The sequence below is a fragment of the Salmonella sp. SA15303 genome (assembly GCF_029962125.1).
In the GTDB taxonomy this organism is placed as follows: domain Bacteria; phylum Pseudomonadota; class Gammaproteobacteria; order Enterobacterales; family Enterobacteriaceae; genus Salmonella; species Salmonella enterica.
Window position 1 is genome coordinate 2,725,344 of record NZ_CP123924.1, and the last position, 14,832, is coordinate 2,740,175.

13 protein-coding genes are annotated in these 14,832 nt (G+C 51.0%); 6 read left to right on the forward strand and 7 right to left on the reverse strand.

Features of this window, described 5'->3' with window-relative positions:
- The first annotated feature begins 73 nt into the window (after window positions 1-73).
- Entirely contained in the window at window positions 74-1,195 is a 1,122-nt protein-coding gene (locus QEN31_RS13430) for a ribosomal protein uL16 3-hydroxylase (protein WP_000456516.1), read from the forward strand.
- Between the two features lie 39 nt (window positions 1,196-1,234).
- On the opposite strand, the gene QEN31_RS13435 is transcribed toward QEN31_RS13430, so the two are convergent.
- Both QEN31_RS13435 and pepT read right to left on the reverse strand, forming a co-directional pair.
- Window positions 1,235-2,569 carry a hypothetical protein gene (locus QEN31_RS13435; protein ID WP_000944537.1) on the reverse strand — a complete coding sequence of 445 codons (1,335 nt, stop codon included), beginning with the start codon at window positions 2,567-2,569 and terminating at the stop codon, window positions 1,235-1,237.
- 3 nt (window positions 2,570-2,572) lie between these two features.
- On the reverse strand, window positions 2,573-3,802 hold the full coding sequence (pepT, locus tag QEN31_RS13440; protein WP_000359410.1) for a peptidase T: 1,230 nt from the start codon (window positions 3,800-3,802) through the stop codon (window positions 2,573-2,575).
- A 250-nt stretch (window positions 3,803-4,052) separates the two neighbouring features.
- On the opposite strand from pepT, the gene potA reads away from it, so the two are divergent.
- The 5 genes from potA to potD all read left to right on the forward strand — a co-directional run bounded on the left by potA (window position 4,053) and on the right by potD (window position 9,541).
- A complete protein-coding gene (gene potA, locus QEN31_RS13445; RefSeq protein ID WP_000531607.1) occupies window positions 4,053-5,189 on the forward strand; it encodes a spermidine/putrescine ABC transporter ATP-binding protein PotA in 1,137 nt (378 codons plus the stop codon).
- Window positions 5,173-6,036: a spermidine/putrescine ABC transporter permease PotB gene (gene potB / locus QEN31_RS13450; RefSeq protein ID WP_000799391.1), complete on the forward strand. Its 864-nt coding sequence runs from the start codon at window positions 5,173-5,175 to the stop codon at window positions 6,034-6,036. The genes potA and potB overlap by 17 nt, the downstream gene beginning before the upstream one ends.
- Window positions 6,037-6,364: 328 nt before the next feature.
- Window positions 6,365-7,375, forward strand: coding sequence for an SPI-2 type III secretion system effector SifA (gene sifA, locus QEN31_RS13455; RefSeq protein WP_099949679.1), 1,011 nt, complete (start codon window positions 6,365-6,367; stop codon window positions 7,373-7,375).
- 315 nt (window positions 7,376-7,690) lie between these two features.
- Window positions 7,691-8,470 (forward strand): spermidine/putrescine ABC transporter permease PotC, encoded by a 780-nt coding sequence (gene potC / locus QEN31_RS13460; protein WP_000580299.1) that lies wholly within the window; start codon window positions 7,691-7,693, stop codon window positions 8,468-8,470.
- Window positions 8,471-8,494: 24 nt separating this feature from the next.
- Window positions 8,495-9,541: a spermidine/putrescine ABC transporter substrate-binding protein PotD gene (gene potD / locus QEN31_RS13465; RefSeq protein WP_000759329.1), complete on the forward strand. Its 1,047-nt coding sequence runs from the start codon at window positions 8,495-8,497 to the stop codon at window positions 9,539-9,541.
- 81 nt (window positions 9,542-9,622) lie between these two features.
- Here potD and cobB read toward each other — a convergent pair whose 3' ends face one another.
- From cobB to lolC, 5 genes are read right to left on the reverse strand one after another with little or no spacing between them, the layout of a single operon-like run.
- Complete coding sequence (cobB, locus tag QEN31_RS13470; RefSeq protein WP_001191856.1) at window positions 9,623-10,444, reverse strand: Sir2 family NAD+-dependent deacetylase; 822 nt, start codon at window positions 10,442-10,444, stop codon at window positions 9,623-9,625.
- A gap of 18 nt (window positions 10,445-10,462) precedes the next feature.
- A complete protein-coding gene (nagK, locus tag QEN31_RS13475; RefSeq protein ID WP_000291338.1) occupies window positions 10,463-11,374 on the reverse strand; it encodes an N-acetylglucosamine kinase in 912 nt (303 codons plus the stop codon).
- 28 nt (window positions 11,375-11,402) lie between these two features.
- Entirely contained in the window at window positions 11,403-12,647 is a 1,245-nt protein-coding gene (gene lolE, locus QEN31_RS13480) for a lipoprotein-releasing ABC transporter permease subunit LolE (protein ID WP_000168091.1), read from the reverse strand.
- Window positions 12,647-13,348, reverse strand: a complete 702-nt coding sequence (gene lolD / locus QEN31_RS13485) for a lipoprotein-releasing ABC transporter ATP-binding protein LolD (protein WP_001033714.1) — start codon at window positions 13,346-13,348, stop codon at window positions 12,647-12,649. The genes lolE and lolD overlap by 1 nt, the downstream gene beginning before the upstream one ends.
- Window positions 13,341-14,540: a lipoprotein-releasing ABC transporter permease subunit LolC gene (lolC, locus tag QEN31_RS13490; RefSeq protein WP_001518787.1), complete on the reverse strand. Its 1,200-nt coding sequence runs from the start codon at window positions 14,538-14,540 to the stop codon at window positions 13,341-13,343. The genes lolD and lolC overlap by 8 nt, the downstream gene beginning before the upstream one ends.
- Window positions 14,541-14,832: the final 292 nt, after the last annotated feature.

Consider the following 14,832-nt stretch of genomic DNA (forward strand, 5'->3'; position numbering starts at 1 on the left):
TGTGCGTTCTTCCACGCATCTCGTTAAGCATCCGTTATAATCGGTGTCAGATACCAGCCTGCGGATACTTAACATGGAATACCAATTAACTCTTAACTGGCCCGACTTTCTTGAACGCCACTGGCAAAAACGCCCGGTGGTCTTAAAACGTGGGTTTAGCAACTTTATCGATCCGCTCTCGCCGGATGAGCTGGCGGGGCTGGCGATGGAAAGCGAAATCGACAGCCGACTCGTTAGCCATCAGGATGGCAAATGGCAGGTCAGCCATGGTCCTTTCGAAAGCTACGATCATCTGGGTGAGAGCAACTGGTCGCTGCTGGTACAGGCGGTAAACCACTGGCACGAACCCACCGCCGCGTTGATGCGCCCGTTCCGCGCTCTGCCGGACTGGCGTATCGACGATCTGATGATCTCCTTTTCCGTTCCCGGCGGCGGCGTTGGCCCGCATCTGGATCAGTATGATGTGTTTATTATCCAGGGAACCGGTCGCCGTCGCTGGCGCGTGGGCGAAAAGCTGCAAATGCGTCAGCACTGCCCACATCCCGACCTGTTACAAGTCGAACCGTTCGAGGCCATTATTGATGAAGAGCTGGAGCCGGGCGACATTCTGTATATTCCGCCAGGATTCCCGCATGAAGGCTATGCGCTGGAAAACGCCATGAACTATTCGGTCGGTTTTCGCGCGCCCAATAGCCGTGAGCTGATCAGCGGTTTTGCCGATTACGTCCTGCAACGGGAGTTGGGCAATACATACTACAGCGATCCGGATATGCCGTCCCGCAAGCATCCGGCGGATATCCTGCCGCAGGAGATGGATAAACTGCGTAATATGATGCTCGATTTGATCAATCAACCCGCGCATTTCCAACAGTGGCTTGGCGAGTTTCTCTCTCAGTCACGCCACGAACTGGATATTGCGCCGCCGGAGCCGCCGTATCAGCCTGATGAAATTTACGATGCCTTAAAGCAAGGCGAGGTATTAGTACGTCTCGGCGGGCTTCGCGTATTGCGTATCGGCGATGAGGTCTATGCGAATGGCGAAAAAATAGACTCTCCGCATCGCCCCGCTCTGGAGGCGCTCGCCAGTCATATTGCACTGACCGCTGAAAACTTCGGCGATGCGCTGGAAGACCCGTCCTTCCTCGCGATGCTGGCGGCGCTGGTGAATAGCGGGTACTGGTTCTTCGAAGGATAAGAACATCGCAATGCCCGGCGACCGCCGGGCTGACGCAAACTATCCACAACGATCGCCGCCAGGTTTGGCGACATCGTTATATTGCGGATCGCCCGGATAAATCGAGTGGGCCATTCGATGGCGAAATGACATTTGCCGATAGCGCCGCGCCAGTACGTTATCTCCAAGACCTTCGGCAATATTAGCCAGTTGCTGTAATCGTTCATACTGCATCTTTGCTGGATAAGCTACGGCATCAAGCGTAAAGGCGCGTTCCGCAAAGTCTTTTGCTTGTTCAAGTTCTTGATTACTCTGATAAAGCAGCGAAATACCATACAACACCATTGATACGTCGGACTGCCGACGTTTATATTCTGCCAGCAATGGGAGATAGAGGGAGGTACTGTCCAGGTCGATGTTTTCGGGCAAATAAAAGCGTAATCGTGATATTACCGTCGCCATTGGCGTTAAACGGCTCTGGTAATACGCGATAAGTTTAAGGTAGAGATCTTTCGCTTCCTTATAATGATGGCCCTGTGCATAAAAGCCAGCAAGATTATTGCTGTCAACCGTCATTTCGCCGAATTCGGCGCCATAAAGCGTTTGCTCAATTTTTAGCGCCTGACTTAGCGCATTAATCGCCTCGCTAATATGCCCTGCATTATAAGCAATATCCGCTTTCTGCTGCAAAAAAGAGGCGACGCGCTCACGATTATCCCAGGTTTTATCTCGTAAAATAACGCTCAGCCACTGCCGCTCCGTTGCGTCTATCTTCGCCAAATAATAGGCTTTACGCGCACTATCACATTCGACATCCCGCTCTTCCAGCGCATCAGAATAAGCGTCGCGCATCCTGTTTAAGGTATAAACCAATGCTTCCGTCGATGCCTTTTTGTCTTTAAGACGCCACGTTAATGCCTGCTCTTGCCAGGCTATCTGCTGACGGTAATCAACCTTGATCTCGTATCGCCACTGCTCTGTCGGTGAATACTCTATATAACGATCGTCACTGTAAACATTAAAGGCCGCCAGGTGTTCAAACATATCGGCCCGATCGCCCGGATAAGTGTCCGCCGGAAATGTTTTCATTATTGCCCGCGCTCGCAGCAGCATTTGCGGCGTTAACTCCGGTTTACCCAGCCATTGATAAATATCGCTTTGTAATAGCAGGCTACGAACAAGCTGTATTGAGCGTTTGCCATATTGCTGCGAGGCCAGCCTCACCGCATCATCAATAAACGTCATGCAGGTTTCATCGCCAGTCATAAAACATGCTGCAGATTGTTGCTGGCGCTGGGACCAGGAAGGCGTATATTCGGCGCTCCAGGCAGAAAAATTTATGGCGGAAAATATCCCGCCATAAATAATAAAACGCTTCACCACAATGCGTAACATTCGCTACTGCCCGCGCTTAGCCGTCAGCTCCGCGATACGCACAATCACCTGTACCGCTTTTTCCATCCCCTCCAGCGTCACAAACTCATGTTTACCATGATAGTTATATCCGCCGGTAAAGAGATTAGGACATGGCAGACCCATAAACGACAGTTGCGCCCCGTCTGTACCGCCGCGAATCGGTTTCATCTCCGGCGTAATATGACAGTCGCGCATGGCCTGCTGGGCGATATCGAGAATATGCGGATGTTCAACTACTTTTTCGCGCATATTGTAATAACTGTCTTCAATCACCAGTTCGATATAGCAGTCCGGATGCAGCCCCTTACCGACTTTTTTGGCAATCTCCATCATTTTGCGTTTACGCGCTTCAAACTGCTTACGGTCGAAATCGCGAATGATGTAGTGCATTTCGGCCCGGTCAACGGTGCCTTTCATGCTGGCCAGATGATAAAACCCTTCGTAACCTTCGGTGGTTTCAGGCGCTTCATCCGCCGGCACTTCCGCGTGAATCCTCGCCGCCAACGACAGCGCATTGACCATCACGCCTTTTGCCGTACCGGGATGCACGTTATTGCCGACGATTTTGATATTCACCGAGGCGGCATTGAAGTTTTCAAACTCCAGTTCTCCCACGCCGCCGCCGTCGACCGTATATGCCCACTGCGCGCCAAAGGCCTCAACATCGAAGTGCTTCGCGCCTTTCCCTACCTCTTCGTCAGGCGTAAACGCCACTTTAATGTCGCCGTGGGGAATAGGATTACCTTTCAGCACCGCCAGCGCGGTCATGATCTCCGCAACGCCGGCTTTATCGTCCGCGCCCAGCAATGTCTTACCATCGGTAGTAATCAGCGTCTGTCCCAGTAATTGATGCAGTACCGGGAACATCACGGGTGACAACACCTCATCGCCAATCCCTAATGCTATATCGCCGCCGCGATAATTCTCGACAATCTGCGGGTTAACGTTTTTACCGCTGAAATCCGGAGAGGTATCCACATGGGAGATAAAACCAATGGCGGGAATATCCCCCTCAACATTGGCCGGGAGCGTCGCCATCAACGTCCCTTTTTCACTTAATGTAATGTTAACCAGCCCCATCTCTTCGAGCTGCTGTTTGAGCAAACGTAGTAACTTCCACTGCCCCTCAGTGCTGGGAACCTGCCGAACACCCGACTTTGATTGGGTATCCAGCGATACGTAGTGTAAAAAACGCTCAAGTAGTTTATCCATGCAGTCACCCTCACTTTTCGTGACAACATTATTAATAAGCAAGAAAAGACAAATATTGCGTCAGGTCACTTTTATCCCTGCAAACAAGAATATTTCACTTTGACACGCTTTCTGACTATAAAGCTAAGTCAGTAATTCGCAACAAGGATTGGCGATCACAGTGGTTTGCCGTAGAATGACCGCCCTCATTAAGAGTGATTAAGGTGGTTAACCACAAACCCCGCAGCGGTCAGCCATCCGTTGCGTTTACATGGGACAGAGTAAGAAATTGAATAATCAACCGCGTTCGCTTTCACCGCTGGTGCTTTTGTCGGGAATTAGCAAAAGTTTCGATGGCAAAGAGGTCATTTCGCAACTGGATTTGACCATTAACAATGGCGAATTCCTCACGCTGCTTGGCCCTTCCGGCTGCGGTAAAACAACCGTTCTTCGCCTGATTGCCGGCCTGGAAACCGTTGATGCCGGGCATATCATGTTGGATAACCAGGATATCACCCACGTTCCCGCCGAAAATCGTTATGTAAATACCGTATTTCAAAGCTACGCTTTATTTCCGCATATGACGGTGTTTGAAAATGTCGCGTTTGGCTTACGGATGCAAAAAACGCCAGCCGCCGAGATAGCGCCTCGCGTGACCGATGCGCTGCGTATGGTGCAGCTTGAAGAGTTTGCACAACGTAAACCGCACCAGCTTTCCGGCGGACAGCAGCAGCGTGTGGCTATCGCTCGCGCGGTGGTGAATAAACCTCGCCTGTTATTACTGGATGAATCGCTTTCCGCGCTGGACTATAAATTGCGCAAACAAATGCAGAACGAGCTTAAAGCATTACAGCGTAAACTCGGTATCACGTTTGTTTTTGTCACTCACGATCAGGAAGAAGCGCTCACCATGTCCGATCGTATCGTGGTAATGCGTAATGGCGTGATTGAGCAAGACGGCACGCCGCGTGAAATCTATGAAGAGCCAAAAAACCTGTTTGTCGCCGGTTTTATCGGCGAAATTAACCGCTTTGACGCAACCGTCATTGAACGGCTTGATGAACAGCGCGTCCGCGCCAGCGTAGAAGGTCGGGAGTGCAATATATACGTCAATTTCGCTGTCGAACCAGGCCAAAAACTGAACGTCCTGCTGCGACCGGAAGATCTACGCGTCGAAGAGATCAACGATGATAACCACATCGAAGGGCTTATCGGCTACGTGCGCGAGCGCAATTATAAAGGTATGACGCTGGAGTCGGTGGTTGAACTGGAAAATGGCAAAATGGTGATGGTCAGCGAATTCTTCAACGAAGACGATCCTGACTTCGACCATTCACTTGACCAAAAAATGGCCATTAGTTGGGTAGAAAGCTGGGAGGTCGTACTGGCTGATGAAGAACACAAGTAAATTCCAGAATGTAGTGATTGTCACTATCGTCGGTTGGCTTGTGTTATTTGTTTTTCTGCCCAACCTGATGATCATTGGCACCAGCTTTCTGACCCGTGACGACGCCAGTTTCGTCAAGATGGTCTTTACGCTGGATAACTACGCGCGCCTGCTCGATCCGCTCTATTTTGAAGTGCTCCTGCACTCTCTGAATATGGCGCTGATCGCCACCCTCTCCTGCCTGGTGCTGGGCTATCCTTTTGCCTGGTTTCTGGCGAAGTTACCGGAAAAGATACGTCCGTTATTGCTGTTTTTGCTGATTGTTCCTTTCTGGACCAACTCACTGATCCGCATCTATGGGCTGAAAATATTCCTGAGCACTAAAGGTTATCTCAATGAATTCCTGCTGTGGCTGGGCGTGATTGATACACCGATTCGCATCATGTTCACCCCGAGCGCCGTTATTATCGGCCTGGTTTACATTTTGCTGCCATTTATGGTCATGCCGCTCTACTCCAGCATTGAGAAGCTCGACAAACCACTACTGGAGGCCGCACGCGATCTCGGCGCCAGTAAAATGCAAACGTTCATCCGCATCATTATTCCATTAACCATGCCGGGCATTGTCGCCGGTTGCCTGCTCGTGATGCTACCGGCAATGGGCCTGTTCTACGTCTCCGATTTAATGGGTGGCGCGAAAAACCTGCTGATTGGTAACGTCATTAAGGTACAGTTCCTGAATATTCGCGATTGGCCGTTTGGCGCGGCTACCAGCATTACGCTGACCATTGTGATGGGACTCATGCTGTTGATTTACTGGCGGGCTTCCCGCTTATTGAATAAGAAGGTGAGTGATATAAGCGATTAATTGCGCAACGCTAACAAATCCACACGCATCCAGGCATGAAGTTTATTCAAGGGTAAACTTCATGCCTTCGGCATAAAAAACGCATGAAAGAAGTTGCCGCCAGTATTGCAAATCTACAACATCATCCGCGGTAGTCCTTCTTTTATTTTTACCTGTAGCGACGCTATCACAGACAGTAATGCGTTTATACGCGAAGCTCTCAGGTTTTATACTGATTGCCAGTCTCTTTTAAAAATTATATTACATCCGATGCGCCCACAGTTGAGATAAAAAGGGTCGATTTAATCAATTATGTAGTCATTTTTACTCCAGTATAAGTGAGATTAATATGCCGATTACTATAGGGAATGGTTTTTTAAAAAGTGAAATCCTTACCAACTCCCCAAGGAATACGAAAGAAGCATGGTGGAAAGTTTTATGGGAAAAAATTAAAGACTTCTTTTTTTCTACTGGCAAAGCAAAAGCGGACCGTTGTCTACATGAGATGTTGTTTGCCGAACGCGCCCCCACACGAGAGCGGCTTACAGAGATTTTTTTTGAGTTGAAAGAGTTAGCCTGCGCATCGCAAAGAGATAGATTTCAGGTTCATAATCCTCATGAAAATGATGCCACCATTATTCTTCGCATCATGGATCAAAACGAAGAGAACGAATTGTTACGTATCACTCAAAATACCGATACCTTTAGCTGTGAAGTCATGGGGAATCTTTATTTTTTAATGAAAGATCGCCCGGATATTTTAAAATCGCATCCACAAATGACGGCCATGATTAAGAGAAGATATAGCGAAATCGTAGACTACCCCCTCCCTTCGACATTATGTCTCAATCCTGCTGGCGCGCCGATATTATCGGTTCCATTAGACAACATAGAGGGGTATTTATATACTGAATTGAGAAAAGGACATTTAGATGGGTGGAAAGCGCAAGAAAAGGCAACCTACCTGGCAGCGAAAATTCAGTCTGGGATTGAAAAGACAACGCGCATTTTACACCATGCGAATATATCCGAAAGTACTCAGCAAAACGCATTTTTAGAAACAATGGCGATGTGTGGATTAAAACAGCTTGAAATACCACCACCGCATACCCACATACCTATTGAAAAAATGGTAAAAGAGGTTTTACTAGCGGATAAGACGTTTCAGGCGTTCCTCGTAACGGATCCCAGCACCAGCCAAAGTATGTTAGCTGAGATAGTCGAAGCCATCTCTGATCATGTTTTTCACGCCATTTTTAGAATAGACCCCCAGGCTATACAAAAAATGGCGGAAGCACAGTTAACCACGCTACACGTTCGCTCAGAACAACAAAGCGGCTGTTTATGTTGTTTTTTATAAAATCAGACGACGCTTTCTCAGACGTCACGTTCAGGGTTTACTCACGTACTTCCTGTTTGCCTACTGAGTAACCTCTTGCCAGGCACAATAATGCCGCATATGACCGGATCGGATGAGAATAGTCATTTAAATGGCCTTTTTTTCCCGCTCGTCTGGCAATTTGTTGTAAAATTCGCGGCTTCAAGCGGCAGCTTGCTTCTTCCTGGCTGCTGATAACCGCGAGACGTTTTGGAGAGATTTTGGAGAAGAGAAAAAATTGATCATTTTCAATACTCTAAAAGCACCCCATCCTCTGAATAAGAAGGTGGAACTTGAATGATCGGTCGGCTGCTCCGTGGCGGTTTCATGACTGCCATCTATGCGTATCTGTATATTCCCATCATTATTCTGATCGTGAACTCCTTCAACAGTTCGCGGTTCGGCATTAACTGGCAGGGCTTTACCACTAAATGGTACGAACTCCTAGTCAATAACGACAGTCTGTTGCAGGCCGCTCAACATTCACTGACGATGGCGATTTTTTCAGCGACCTTCGCCACGTTGATTGGCTCGTTAACCGCGGTGGCGCTTTATCGCTACCGCTTTCGCGGGAAGCCATTCGTCAGCGGGATGCTGTTTGTAGTAATGATGTCGCCGGATATCGTGATGGCGATCTCCCTGCTGGTGCTGTTTATGTTACTCGGCATTCAACTGGGCTTTTGGTCGTTGCTGTTCTCGCACATCACCTTTAGCCTGCCGTTTGTGGTCGTCACGGTCTATTCGCGCCTGAAAGGCTTTGATGTCAGAATGCTGGAAGCCGCAAAAGACCTGGGGGCCAGTGAGGTAACGATTTTACGCAAAATCATTCTGCCGCTGGCGATGCCGGCGGTGGCGGCGGGCTGGTTGCTGAGCTTTACGTTGTCGATGGACGATGTAGTGGTCTCGTCGTTTGTCACCGGGCCGGGCTATGAAATTTTACCCTTAAAGATTTATTCCATGGTAAAAGTCGGCGTTTCACCAGAAGTGAACGCGCTGGCGACCGTTTTATTGGTGCTGTCTCTGGTAATGGTCATTGCCAGCCAGCTTATTGCTCGTGATAAAACCAAGGGCCGATAAGGCCCGTAATTCAGGGGACGTTAAATGAAAAAATGGTCACGCCACCTGCTCGCGGCGGGCGCCCTGGCGCTGGGTATGAGTGCCGCTCATGCCTCCGACAACGACACGCTCTATTTCTATAACTGGACTGAGTATGTGCCGCCGGGCCTGCTGGAACAGTTCACTAAAGAGACTGGCATTAAGGTGATTTATTCGACCTACGAGTCGAACGAAACCATGTATGCCAAACTCAAAACCTATAAAGATGGCGCGTATGACCTGGTTGTTCCTTCTACATACTATGTCGACAAAATGCGCAAAGAAGGCATGATCCAGAAGATCGATAAGTCGAAATTAACCAATTTCCACAACCTCGATCCGGAAATGCTCAACAAACCGTTTGACCCCAACAACGATTATTCTGTTCCGTATATCTGGGGCGCAACGGCGATTGGCGTGAACAGCGATGCTATCGATCCAAAAACCATTACCAGCTGGGCTGACTTGTGGAAACCGGAATATAAAAACAGCCTGCTTTTAACCGACGATGCGCGAGAAGTCTTCCAGATGGCGCTGCGCAAGCTAGGTTATTCCGGTAACACTACCGATCCGAAAGAGATCGAAGCGGCATATGAAGAGTTGAAAAAACTGATGCCGAACGTAGCGGCCTTCAACTCCGATAATCCGGCGAATCCGTATATGGAAGGGGAAGTCAATCTGGGGATGGTGTGGAACGGTTCGGCCTTCGTTGCTCGTCAGGCTGGCACGCCGCTGGAGGTCGTCTGGCCGAAAGAAGGCGGTATTTTCTGGATGGATAGCCTGGCTATTCCGGCAAACGCGAAAAATAAAGAGGGCGCGCTGAAGCTAATCAACTTCCTGCTGCGTCCTGACGTCGCGAAAGAGGTGGCAGAAACCATCGGCTACCCTACCCCCAACCTGGCGGCGCGTAAGCTGTTAAGCCCGGAGGTCGCCAATGATAAGTCGCTCTATCCGGATGCGCAAACCATCAGCAAAGGCGAGTGGCAAAACGATGTCGGCGACGCCAGCGCCATTTATGAAGAGTATTATCAGAAGCTAAAAGCAGGACGCTAATTCAGCCAAAGCGCCTGTCGGGCCTACAGATGAACGTAACGTGAAATGTAGGCCGGATAAGGCGTTACCGGGCAAACAGCACTACAGCCCTTTCAGGAATTTATCAACAAATTCCGGCACAACCTGGCTTGCCGGGCCGTAGTGCTTCTCTTCAAACTCGCTGCCGACTTGGCTTGGCTCAAGATTCAGTTCCACCGTATGTGCGCCGTGCAGTTTTGCTTCATGCACAAAACCCGCAGCCGGATAGACATGACCGGACGTGCCAATGGCGATAAAAATATCCGCCATCGACAGCGCCATATAAATTTCATCCATGCCAAGCGGCATCTCGCCAAACCACACCACGTGCGGACGTAGCGGCGCCGGGAACTGACAGCAGTGACATTTATCTTCCGGCATCACATCGCCGTTCCATTCCAGAATCTGGCCGCTTTGCGAACAGCGCACCTTCAACAGCTCGCCATGCATATGAATGATGTTGCGATTGCCCGCGCGTTCATGCAAATTGTCGATGTTTTGCGTCACCAGCAAAAAGCGATCGCCAAGCGCTTCTTCAAGCTTCGCTAACGCCAGATGCGCCGCATTGGGTTGTATTTCCGGCTGTTGAAGCTGCTGACGGCGGGCATTATAAAATGTCTGCACCAGCCCCGGATTACGGGCGAATCCTTCCGGCGTTGCCACGTCTTCAACCCGATGCTCTTCCCAAAGGCCATCCGCCGCGCGAAACGTACGAATACCAGACTCTGCAGAAATTCCTGCACCTGTAAGGACTAATACTCTTGGGTTTTCCATCATTTCCGGCACCACTCTGTCTCTGAAAAAGATCCGCTGGCGCAGACGTTCACGCAACAGACGTTTATTTTTACGAAAGCGGCTTAATCGATGAAACCGACGCGACTGCATAACAACCTCTTTTTTTGATTAGTCGGTAAGATGTAAAAAAGCAGCACCGCGCATCCCACCTGCATCCCCATGCCGCGCACGCTCAATGCGCGGCGCGCGGGCAACAGGGAGGAGATGGCGCGGCAGTCTTTCCGCCAGTTGCGTTGTTATTGCCGTAAAGTTCGATAGTCCGCCGCCGATCACCAATAAATCGGGATCGACAATCGTCAGTATATTCCCCAGACAAACCGCCAGTAAATCCAGATAGCGCTCAACATGCGCGTGCGCCTGCTCATCGCCCTGCTCCCACAACGCGATAATCTCCGGCGCCTGCAGCGATTGATCATAATAATGCTGATATAGCCACGCAAACCCGCGCCCGGACAGATAATTCTCAATGCAGCCCATCTGACCGCATCCACAACGGCGGAGAGGAAAATCAAACCCCATCAACGTTAGCGCGTCAACCGGCAAACGCATATGACCAAACTCGCCGGTGATATAGCTCTGACCGGTAATCGGCTTCCCGTTTAGCACCAGGCCACCGCCGACGCCGGTGCCGAGGATAAGCCCCATAACCAAAGGATATTGCGTGAATTCATCATCCCAGGCTTCGGACAAGGCAAAACAGTTAGCGTCATTGTCCAGACGCACATCGCGATCCAGTCGGGCGCTGAGATCGGCGCGCAACGGCTTACCGCTGGCTGCCGGGACATTCGCGGCGTACAGCGTGCCGTCTTCGGTTTCCGGCATACCGGGTATGCCAATCCCTACCGACCCTTTTACGCCAAATCGCTGGTCGGCTTCCTCGACCAGTTCGCATACGGCGTCTAAAAAGGCGCTATAGCTGGTATGGGGCGTGGGAACCCGTTTTTCCCACTGCAGCCGCCGCGTTGAGTCAAATACGCCTAACGCAATCTTTGTTCCGCCAATGTCAAACCCGTAATACATCACCGCTCCTTGTTTTTATATTCCGCGATTACTGGCCGCTCAATACTCGCGCAGGGTCAATGTTGCTCGCCCGCCGCGCCGGATACCAGCTCGCCAGTAAGCTTAACAACAACGCTGTGACCAGTACGTAAACAACGTCCAGCCAATGTAATTCGGATGGCAGGAAGTCGATAAAATAGATATCGCCGGACAAAAACTGATGCCCGATCGCCTTTTCAATCCCATTAATAATGGCGGTAAGCTGAAGCGAAACGACAACGCCGATCGCCACGCCAATCAAGCTGCCCAGCAAGCCCGCCAGTAGCCCGTACCAGACGAAAATGGCACGAATCAAACCATCTTTCGCCCCCAGCGTTCTTAATACCGCAATGTCGCCGCTTTTGTCTTTTACCGCCATCACTAAGGTGGAAACGATATTAAAACAGGCCACGCCGATCACCAGAATCATCGCCAGATACATAATGGCGCGAATCATCTGGATATCGCGATACATATAGCCGTAGGTGCCGATCCAGCTCTTAATGTAGACATAGCTGTTAGTCACTTCACCCGCGTCACGCACCAGTTTGTTCGCATTAAACACGTCGTGGACTTTAAGCGCGATACCGGAAACGCTGGACCCCATATCCAGATACTGCTGCGCATCCTCAAGCGGGATCATGGCGAAGCTGTGATCGAGCTGGCCGCTCAGTTGCAGAATCCCGATGACATGCAAACGCACGCGTTTGGGCTGGAGCAGCTTATGGTCGGCATTCGCATTGGGGATCATGATGGACACCCAGTCGCCCTGTTTCACGTTCAGCGCATCGGCGACGCCTTTACCGATAATGATCTGCTGCTCGCCCGCTTTGAAATGATCCCAGGCGTGATTTTGCACAAATGACGGTAACGCGCTAAGCTGCTGCTCTTGCTTAGGGTCGACGCCTTTAACCTGAATGGCGCGCAAATTGGCCCCGCTCTCTACCAGGCCGGTAAAATTGATATACGGCGCGGCGGCGGCAATGCCTGGCACCTTCTGCACTTTTGCCAGCGCTTCACGCCAGTTGGTCCACGGCTGATTGACCGCTTCAATCTCCCCGTGCGGAACCACCGCCAGAATACGGTTATTCAACTCGCGTTCGAAACCGTTCATCGCGCTTAAACCGACAATCAACACCGCCACGCCCAGCGCGATACCGATGGTAGAAATGACGGAAATGAGCGAAACCATACCGCCGCGCCGCCGTCCACGGCTGAAACGCAAGCCAATTAACAATGATAAAGGCGACGCCATTACTCAGCCCCCATCAGGCTCAGTTCCGCCGTCAGGCGGCCATCGCGCATCTCAAGCTGGCGGCTCATACGTTTCGCCAGTTGCAAATCGTGAGTCACCACCAGAAACGCGGTTCCCTGCAGACGATTTAACTCGCCCAGAAGCTCAAAAATACTGTCGGCATTACGCGCATCGAGATTACCGGTCGGCTCATCCGCCAGCACCAGACGCGGGTTATTCACCAACGCGCGCGCTATCGCGACACGCTGGCGCTCACCGCCGGAAAGTTCCGAAGGTCGATGGGTTGCGCGATGCTCCAGCCCTACGGCGTGCAGCATTTCTCGCGCCCGAGCGTCAATCTCCGCCGGTTTCTTTTTGCCAATCAATAATGGCATCGCCACGTTTTCCAGCGCCGTAAAATCCGGCAGGAGATGATGAAACTGATAGATAAACCCCAGTTTCTGGTTACGTAATTCCGCTTTTGCCGCAGAAGAGAGTTTGCTCATCGGCTGGCCGCTAAAAATCACATCGCCGGAGGTGGGCGTATCCAGCCCGCCTAACAGATGCAGCAACGTACTTTTACCCGAACCGGAACTGCCGACGATCGCCATCATTTCGCCTTCGCCGATACTGAAGCTGACATCGTGCAACACGTCGGTTTGTACGGTGCCTTCCTGATAGCGTTTGCACAGGTTGTCGCATTGCAACAGGATCTTATTCATAACGTAAAGCCTCAGCGGGTTGAGTGGCGGCAGCGCGCCAGGAAGGATAAAGCGTAGAAAGCAGCGCGATGGCCATTGCCACCAGCGCGATAACGATCACCTGTAACGGCTCTATCGCCACGGGCAACGCAGCGCCATCCAGAAACGCGCCGATGATCGGCATCAGGTTATTCAGTTGGCTGGCAAGCAATGCGCCCAGCGCGGCGCCCAACAGCGCGCCGATAATCCCGGCGCTGGCGCCCTGCACCATAAAGACCATCATAATTTGTCGCGGCGTCAGCCCTTGAGTTTGTAAAATCGCCACTTCACCCTGCTTCTCCATAACCATCAGGCCCAACGAAGTAATAATGTTAAAAGCCGCGACCGCCACGATGAGGCTCAGCAACAATCCCATCATGTTCTTTTCCATGCGCACAGCCTGGAACAACTCGCCTTTGCGTTCGCGCCAGTCCTGCCACTTCGTGCCTTGCGGCAGCGTCTGTTGGCTGAGGGTATCGACTTGCAGCGGTTCATCCAGCCACAGACGCCAGCCGGTAATATTGCCTGCCGGATAGCGCATTAAACGCGACGCGTCCTGAATATTGACCAGCATTTCATAGCCATCGACCTCGCTATTGGCGGCAAATGTGCCAATCACCGTAAACAGACGCTGGCTGGGCAGGCGTCCCATTGGCGTAAACTGGCTGGCAGATGGCACCATTAGCCGAATCTGATCGCCGCGGTTGACCCCTAACTGTCCGGCGAGCTGCTCGCCGAGGATGACATTATACTTACCCGGCTGTAATTCGCTTTGCTTCACATTGACCAGATACGGCGTTAATGGATCTTTTTGCGCCGGATCGATACCTAACATCACGCCAACCGCAACGCTACGCGCGCTTTGCAGTACGACATCGCCCGTCGTCAGCGGCGCAATACGGTTAACGCCTTGCAGATTCACCGCTTTTTCCGGCATCTGATTCGGGTTAAGAGAACCATGTTCAGCAGAGAGGATGGCCTGAGGCATCAAACCAAGAATGTTATTTTGCAGTTCGCGCTCAAAACCGTTCATCACCGACAATACCGTGACCAGCGCCATCACCCCCAGGGTAATGCCGATAGTGGAAAGCCAGGAAACGAAGCGACCGAAGCGATCTGCTGCACGCCCGCGCATGTAACGCAGGCCAATGAATAGAGCGACAGGTTGATACATGTAATCCGTCTGGTTGCTGTTAGCAAAGTCCCGAGTATATAAGCGAAAGCGGAATGCGTAAATGTCTGAACCGTAAGAGTTCGTCAGCGTTATTCTGAAAAAGGCCGACAAATCAAGTCACTTACATGTTCATACTTTACCTGTTCGGCGCGTTATGCGGCGGATTCAATTTGCTAATAAACAACGATCGCGGATAATAAAGAACATTGCTTATCAGTCATATGCCCCTGAATACCTGAGTCCTTCATGCTGTCCCGGCGTGCAGCCAACCATGAAGCAGCCTGAAGGGTGA